General features: G+C 76.1%; 6 protein-coding genes and 1 pseudogene. 3 read left to right on the top strand and 4 right to left on the bottom strand.

What is annotated here, in order from left to right; translation table 11 throughout:
- Positions 1-374: 374 nt before the first annotated feature.
- Positions 375-2,927, bottom strand: a complete 2,553-nt coding sequence (locus DMH12_RS35970) for a helicase-associated domain-containing protein (RefSeq protein WP_125495505.1) — start codon at positions 2,925-2,927, stop codon at positions 375-377.
- A 136-nt stretch (positions 2,928-3,063) separates the two neighbouring features.
- On the opposite strand from DMH12_RS35970, the gene DMH12_RS35965 reads away from it, so the two are divergent.
- Entirely contained in the window at positions 3,064-4,059 is a 996-nt protein-coding gene (locus DMH12_RS35965) for a hypothetical protein (protein ID WP_125495504.1), read from the top strand.
- Positions 4,060-4,509: 450 nt separating this feature from the next.
- On the top strand, positions 4,510-5,166 hold the full coding sequence (locus DMH12_RS35960) for an HAD family hydrolase (protein ID WP_125495503.1): 657 nt from the start codon (positions 4,510-4,512) through the stop codon (positions 5,164-5,166).
- Here DMH12_RS35960 and DMH12_RS35955 read toward each other — a convergent pair.
- A complete protein-coding gene (locus tag DMH12_RS35955; RefSeq protein ID WP_125495502.1) occupies positions 5,121-5,393 on the bottom strand; it encodes a hypothetical protein in 273 nt (90 codons plus the stop codon). The two genes, DMH12_RS35960 and DMH12_RS35955, sit on opposite strands and share 46 nt — an antisense overlap.
- Positions 5,394-5,567: 174 nt before the next feature.
- Here DMH12_RS35955 and DMH12_RS40380 point away from each other — a divergent pair, with 174 nt between their 5' ends.
- Positions 5,568-5,951 (top strand): cold-shock protein, encoded by a 384-nt coding sequence (locus DMH12_RS40380; RefSeq protein WP_053132946.1) that lies wholly within the window; start codon positions 5,568-5,570, stop codon positions 5,949-5,951.
- A gap of 13 nt (positions 5,952-5,964) precedes the next feature.
- Here DMH12_RS40380 and DMH12_RS35945 read toward each other — a convergent pair whose 3' ends face one another.
- Together DMH12_RS35945 and DMH12_RS35940 are read right to left on the bottom strand one after the other, a co-directional pair.
- Positions 5,965-6,840, bottom strand: coding sequence for a 1,4-dihydroxy-6-naphthoate synthase (locus tag DMH12_RS35945; RefSeq protein WP_125495501.1), 876 nt, complete (start codon positions 6,838-6,840; stop codon positions 5,965-5,967).
- Positions 6,803-7,233, bottom strand: a pseudogene (locus tag DMH12_RS35940) (hypothetical protein); the annotation flags it as partial. The gene DMH12_RS35945 and the pseudogene DMH12_RS35940, both read right to left, overlap by 38 nt.

Below are 7,233 nucleotides of genomic sequence, written 5' to 3'. Positions count from 1 at the left end.
TGGGGCGAGGGGGAGAGAGGGAGCGAAGGTGATCCGGAGCGGGCCGGGCCCAGGGGGCTGGGAGCCCGGCCCGCCGGAAGGGGATGTGACGGATCAGCGGGCGGTCAGAGGGTGAGGCCTCCACCGAGGTCGATGCCGACCGCGGCGGCGTCGGCGGCGAACGCCGCGATCAGGGTCGCGGTGGAGGCCAGGACGGTGGCGACTCGGCGAACGGCAGTACGCATCGGGTTCTTCCTTTCGGTTTCGGTGCAGGACACCCCGTGGCTGCCCGACCGCCGAAAGGTCGATGCGGTTTATGAAAAAAGCTCCCTCTCAGGTGCGAATCACCCGGCGTGGCGTGCATGAACCGGCGCGTACGCCCGAATGAGGGCGTGTCACGTCGCGTCGTCGGCCAGTTCCGCCACGCCCGTGACGCGGTGCAGCGGATAGGTGCGCACCTCGTCCGCCGTGTGGTCGTACGCCGTGACGAAGCCGCCCTCCACCCTGATCGGGGCGATCACGCGCTGGCTGGCGGAGCCCTCCGCGTTCACGTAGCCGATCCACAGCGCCTCGCCGGTCAGCACGGCCGCCTGCATGGTCGCGAGCGTCTCGGCGGCGCCCGTGCGGGGCAGGTCGCCGCGCGTCGCACCGCCCTCGCCGTCCCCGGGGCCCGGCTTGCGCGGGGCGATGGAGGCCAGGTCGCCCGCCCGGACGGCGCGGATCGCCGCCGCCAGCAGGGTGTCGTCGGGCGCCGGCGGACCGTCGGGGACCGGCTCCGGCGCCGCCCGCGGCGGGGTACGGCGGGCGTCGGCCCGCGCGATCAGCACGTCGCCCGCGGCGGACTCGGCGGCCGGCGCGAACCCCATCGCGCGCAGCCCTTCGAGCAGCGCCGCCGGCTCGGCCTGCGCGGCCAGCACGGTCGGCGCGAGGCGGCGCAGGCCCAGCCCTGCGCCCCGCCGGTCGGCGAGGATCTCGTCCAGCGTCGCGTCGTCGTCGCAGCGCACGTACGCCGAGGCCACGCCGACCCGCAGTCGCCCGTGCCGCCGGGCCACGTCGTCGATCAGGTAGGTCAAGGGCTGCGGCACCGGCGTGCGGGAGTGCCGGGCCAGGAAGGTGTGCAGTTCGGCGGCGGTCTGCCCGGCGTCCAGCGCACGGCGCACCGACCCCGGCGTGAACCGGTAGACGGTCGCCCCGCCCTTGGACTCCACGTCCGCGAGCACCCCCAGCAGGTCGGCCAGCTCACGCTCCAGCGGCCCCGGCGCCACCGCCGTCAGGTCGGCCTGGAGCAGCACGTGGTCCAGCGGCTCCGGGAGGAGTGGCGCGAGCAGCCGGGCGGCGTGCGCGGCGGCGGCGGCCCGCTCGCCGGGGGCCGGGGGAGCCGGCGGCGCGGGCGTGCGGTGGTGGACGGGGAGCTTGTCGCCGGGTCCCTCGGGGTCCTTCGCCGGGTGCGGCGGCTCGGGCGCCCCGATCAGGGCCCGCCCCGGCGCGGCCAGCGCGCCGCGGCCGGTGACGCCCAGCAGCTCGGCCTCGGACAGCGTCCACCGGGCGAGCCGGGTCCGCAGGTCGTCCTCCCGCCGGTCCCGCTCGGGGCCGCGCAGGGGGCGCTCCCAGCGCAGCCGGGCCAGCATCGACTCCTCGGTGGGCGAGGCCCCCTCGGGCAGGCCCGCCAGCAGGGCCAGCACCCGGTGCCGTACCTCCGGCGCCGCCGAACGGTCCAGGTTCGGGCCCAGCGCGGAGAGCGTCCGGTCCTTCGCGTCCCGCCCGCCGACCACCCCCGGCGTCCGGGTCGCCGTCAGCCACGTCTGCGCGAGGCCCGCCCAGCGCTCGGCGGGCGGCAGCTCCCGCCACTCGTCATACGCCGGGGTCGGCGCGTACCGCTCGTCGGCCTCGCCGTCGGAGGCGATCAGCCCGGCCGCGTAGGCCAGTTCCAGCCAGAAGGCGGCGACCGGCTCGGGCAGGTCCAGGGCGACGGCCGTGCGCTTGAGGTCGCGCACGCTCAGCCCGCCGGCCCGCAGCACCGTCGGGCCGCCCTCGTCCCACTCCTTGAGCAGCTCGGTCACGGTCGCCAGCGCCGCGAGGGCCTGTCCGGCCGCGGTGGCGTCCACAACCTGTGGACGGTGCGTGGCGGCGGCCTCCACCGCCGGCGGAACCGGCTCGGGCGCCCGGTGCGCGCGGCCCGCGCGCAGGTGCAGGGCGACCTCGCGGGGCAGGACGACCGTGCCGGGCGCGGTCGGCAGCAGCAGGCCCCGGTCGAGGAGCGCGCGCAGGTGCGCCGCCGGGTCGTGGGTGACCTGCCCGTACGGGGGACCCCACACCAGCCGGGCCAGCACCTCCCGCGACTCCTCGGGCAGCCCGGCCAGGAGGGCCGTCATCCGGCGCCGGTCGGCGAACAGGGCGCCGAGCGCGGTCACCGCGGACACCGCGTCGTGGGTCGAGGGCAGGCCGGCGGTGGTGAGGATCTCCTGGATCCGCCCCGGCGACATCCCGGCGGTCGCCTCCCGCACGGTCGGCCCGAGACCCGTGGGGGACGGGTGCTGCGGGGAGGGCGCGAGCAGCTCACGGGCGGTGCGCACCAGCCGCAGCCGGTCGTCCGCGCCCCACACCAGGGCCTGCTCACGCAGCAGGGCGACGGCCCGGGGCAGCGCCGCGGCGACGGCCGGGTCCTCGTCGTCCCCCGCCATCAGACCGAGCAGCTCGCCGTACGGCGCCGGGTCCGACGCCACGGCCAGCGCCTCCGCCGTCTGGAGCGCGAACCGGTCCAGACGCTCCAGCGCCCGCACGACCGAGGCCCGGGTACCGGCCCGGGTGGCGAGCTGCGTCAGGTCGGTGGGCACGGGGGTGATCAGGTCGGGACGGCTGCGCAGGAGGGCGGCCAGCGAGACGTCGTCCCGGACACGGAGCGCCTCCGCGAGGGACCGGGGGGCCGCGGACTTCTCCTCGGTGCTCATCCGGTCCACGTTAGCGGGTGGGGGTGACGGCGGGGGTCGCGTGCGCCGGTGCCGTGCGCGGGGTGTCCGCCGCCCACGGGAGGATTCGGTACCGTCGTCCGACGGGCTGTCACAACACACCGCCCCGGAGGGGACCGTGGGGATCGAGAGCGACCAGGTCGTCTACGAGTATCTGAGCCGCGTCGGCGACGTGGCCCAGCAGCGGCAGCTGCCGTCGGCCGCGCGCATGCGGCTGGTCTCCGAGCTGCGCAACGAGATCGACCGGCACCGCGCCAGGACCACCGTGGACAGTCCCGCCGCCGTCCGGCGCATCCTGGACCGGCTCGGCAGCCCCGACGACCTCGTCGACGCGGCGGGCGGCACGAGCGGGGTCCGCCCGGCGCCGGTGCCGCCGCCGACCGCGGTGCCCGAGCAGCGGGACACGGACCCGCGCAAGGCGGAGCGCCGCAGGGGCCTGCGGCGGAACGCGCCCGAACCCCCGCCCGAACAGCCGGCCGCCTCCCCACCCCATGTGGCGAGCGCGCAGGAGCTGGGAGGCGGCGGACGCGGTCCGCAGCCGGACTGGTGGCGGGTGGAGGGCGGCCCGTTCGGCGCCGTGGGCGACAGCGTGCCCGGGTTCGTCGGCGGGGTGGAGATCCCCGAGCTGCTCAAGCCGCCGCCGGAGCCGGAGGACGAGGCCGGGACAGAGGACGCCACCGCCGCGAAGCCCGCCGCCGTGGAGCAGGTCGTGGAGCCGGTCCCGGCCGGAAGGAAGCGGAGGTTGCTCCGCCTGGCCCGGCCCCGGCCCGAGGGCGGCTGGAACAACCCCCTGCTGCTGCTCGCCGCCGGGCTCCTGGTCGTCGGCGCCGTCCTCGGCAACCTCGTCGCCCTGGGCCTGGGCTGGCTGATCGCCTACCTGTCCCGCCGCCTGAGCGCGGCCCAGTCGAAGTGGGCGGTGCTGGGCCTGCCCGGCACGGTCGCCGCCGCCGGTGTGGTCTGGCTGTGGGGCCGCACGGAGGGCCGCTGGGGCGACCCGATCGCCGAGGGCCACATGAACGACGCGGTCACCGAGACCTGGCCCTGGGTCCTGCGCGGCGCGGCCGTCGCCACGGCCCTGTACCTGCTCTGGCACTCCCGCCGCCCGCGCGGCTGAACCCTCCCCGCGAAAGGCGCCGGGCACGCCTCCCGGCCCCGCGGCGCGGATCGCACGGGCCCGGTGCGCCTGCCGGGCGGCTCGGGCGGATGACCGGGGTCTGGTGCGTCTGCCGGGCGGCTCGGGCGGATGACCGGGGTCTGGTGCGTCTGCCGGGCGGCTCGGGCGGATGACCGGGGTCTGGTGCGCCTGCCGGGCGGCTCGGGCGGATGACCGGGGTCTGGTGCGCCTGCCTGGGTGGCTCAGGCGGATCGCCTGGGCCGGGGCGGTGTCCTTCGGGCGGCCGGAGTGGGGGCGCGCCCCGGTTCGTTTCAGGCGGCGGTGGCCGCGTGGTCGCGTGGGGCTTCAGCGCCCGGCCCGGCCGGACCCGGTGCGGGCACCTCCCGCGGCCGGCCCACCCCGGCCAGGGGCCCGGCCGGCGCCGTCGAGGGGACCTGCACAATGGGGGCCATGGCCTTCACCACCCGTACCGCCCCCACCGTCGGCTTCGATCTCGACATGACGCTGATCGACTCGCGGCCCGGCATCCGGGCCTGCTACCTGGCGCTGAGCGAGCGGACGGGGACGTACGTCGACGCCGACCTGGCCGTGACGCGGCTGGGACCGCCGCTCGCGGATGAGCTGGCCAACTGGTTTCCGGCCGAGGAGATCGCCGCCACCGCCGACCTCTACCGGGAGATGTACCCGTCGTACGCGATCGAGCCGACGCTCGCGCTGCCCGGCGCCCGGGAGGCCGTCGCGGCCGTTCGCGCGGCCGGCGGGCGGACGCTCGTCGTCACCGCCAAGTACGAACCCAACGCCAAGCTGCACCTGGCGCACCTCGGCATCGAGCCGGACGCCGTGGTGGGCAACCTGTGGGCCGAGCAGAAGGCCGTCGCGCTGCGCGAGCACGGCGCGGACGTCTACGTCGGCGACCACGTCGGCGACGTCCGCGGAGCCCGGGCGGCGGGCGCCCGCTCCGTGGCGGTGGCCAGCGGCCCGTGCGGTGCCGAGGAGCTGCGCGCGGCCGGCGCGGACGTGGTCCTCGCCGACCTGACGGAGTTCCCGGAGTGGCTCGCGGGCTACGGGGACGGCGAGGGCGACGGGGCGGCCGCCGCGCGGGCCTGACGGCGCCCGGCCGCGATCGACCGGAACACCCCCGCCCCGGCGATCAGGAAGCCCACGCCCATCAGCATGCTCAGGCCGAACATGTAGGTGGGGAACGGCGTCGTCCCCAGCAGCAGCGGGGCCACGGTGACCAGAGTGGCCACCGTACCGACGAAGAAGACGATCGCACCGGCGCGGATCAGCCGGTCACCGGGCGCGGCGGAATTCGATTGGGTTTGTTCACGCACTCGACCAGGGTAGTTCCCAGCCCTGGGGAACAACCGAGGGACGTCTTGTCAGCCGCCTGAAGAGCATTAGCCTTGGTACCGGCGGGTCAGGACGACCCGCCCAAGTGCTATCAAGAGCCGTTTCCACGCAGTTTTCCGAGCAATTTCCCGACGAGCACGAGGACGAGGACAGACGTGCCTACCGGCAAGGTCAAGTGGTTCAACAGCGAGAAGGGCTTCGGCTTTCTCTCCCGCGACGACGGCGGTGACGTCTTCGTGCACTCCTCGGTCCTCCCCGCCGGAGTCGAGGCGCTGAAGCCCGGCCAGCGCGTGGAGTTCGGCGTCGTCGCCGGGCAGCGCGGCGATCAGGCCCTGTCCCTGACCCTGCTGGACCCGGCCCCGTCGGTCGCGGCCGCGCAGCGCAAGAAGCCCGACGAGCTGGCCTCCATCGTCCAGGACCTGACGACCCTCCTGGAGAACATCACCCCGATGCTGGAGCGGGGCCGCTACCCCGAGAAGACGGCCGGCAAGAAGATCGCCGGCCTGCTCCGCGCCGTCGCCGACCAGCTGGACGTCTGACCCCGCCCGCCCGTCAGGGGAACGCCAGCGCGTCCGGGCCGAGGGCCGGCACCAGTCCCTCGGCCGCCGCGCGTGTCAGCAGGCCCCGGATCGCCGCGTAGCCGGCCTCGCCGAGGTCGGCCGTGAACTCGTTGACGTACAGCCCGATGTGCTGGTCGGCGACGGCCGGGTCCATCTCCTGCGCGTGCTCCATGACGTAGGGCCGGGAAGCCTCGGGGTCGTCCCAGGCCGCGCGGACCGAGGCGCGGACCGCGTCGGCCAGCCGGGTCAGGGTCTCGGCGCCCAGCGCCCGGCGGGCGATGATCGCGCCGAGCGGGATCGGCAGCCCGGTGGTGTGCTCCCAGTGCTCGCCCATGTCGGCGAGCTTGTGCAGCCCGTAGTTCCGGTACGTGAAGCGCGCCTCGTGGATCACGAGCCCCGCGTCGACCTTCCCGTCCCGCACGGCCGGCATGATCTCGTGGAACGGCATGACCACGATCTCGCCGACCCCGCCCGGCACGGTGTCGGCCGCCCAGAGCCGGAACAGCAGGTACGCCGTCGACGTCTCGCTGGGCACCGCGACCGTGCGCCCGCGCAGGTCCGCGTCCGCCTCCCGGGTGAGCACCAGCGGCCCGCAGCCCCGGCCCAGCGCGCCGCCGCAGGGCAGCAGGGCGTACTCGTCGAGGACGTACGGCAGTACGGCGTACGACACCTTCAGTACGTCCGACTCGCCGCGTTCGGCCATGCCGTTGGTGATGTCGATGTCCGCGAACGTCACGTCGAGGGCGGGCGCGCCCGGCACCCGGCCGTGGGCGAGGGCGTCGAAGACGAAGGTGTCGTTCGGGCAGGGCGAGTACGCGATCCGCAGGGGCTCAGCGGTCGAGCCGGTCGCGTCGGTCGTGTGCGTCATGTGGGTTCCAACTCCTGAGGACGGGTGCGAGCTTCCCGAAGGCGTCCGTCAGCGCCGCGAGGGCCTCGCCGATGCGCCAGGCGGCGCGGTCGCGCGGGCCGACCGGGTTGGAGACGGCGCGCAGTTCCAGTACCGGCACCCCGTGCGCGGCGGCGGCCTCGGCGACGCCGAAGCCCTCCATCGCCTCGGCCAGCGCGTCCGGGTGGCGGGCGCGCAGCATTGCGGCGCGTTCGGCGGTGCCGGTGACGGTGGACCCGGTCAGGACGGTGCCGGGGCGGGCGCCGGTCGCGGCGGCGGTGGCGCGCACCAGGGCGGGAGCGCCCTCGCCAGAGGCGAAGGTGGGGGGCCCAGACCGGCCGCGGTGCGGCTTCTCCGGGGCGGACCCGCCGAGCC

Origin of the sequence: Streptomyces sp. WAC 04229 (genome assembly GCF_003947455.1) — a bacterium.
GTDB lineage: Bacteria > Actinomycetota > Actinomycetes > Streptomycetales > Streptomycetaceae > Streptomyces.
The sequence above is the reverse complement of the archived record's forward strand: the minus strand, read 5'-3'. Positions and strand labels throughout refer to the sequence as shown.

Excerpts from the sequence above, each read along its gene's own strand:
- DMH12_RS35970 (WP_125495505.1), bottom strand. The coding sequence starts at position 2,927 with ATGAGCACCGAGGAGAAGTCCGCGGCCCCCCGGTCCCTCGCGGAGGCG.
- DMH12_RS35960 (WP_125495503.1), top strand. The coding sequence starts at position 4,510 with ATGGCCTTCACCACCCGTACCGCCCCCACCGTCGGCTTCGATCTCGAC.
- DMH12_RS35945 (WP_125495501.1), bottom strand. The coding sequence starts at position 6,840 with ATGACGCACACGACCGACGCGACCGGCTCGACCGCTGAGCCCCTGCGG.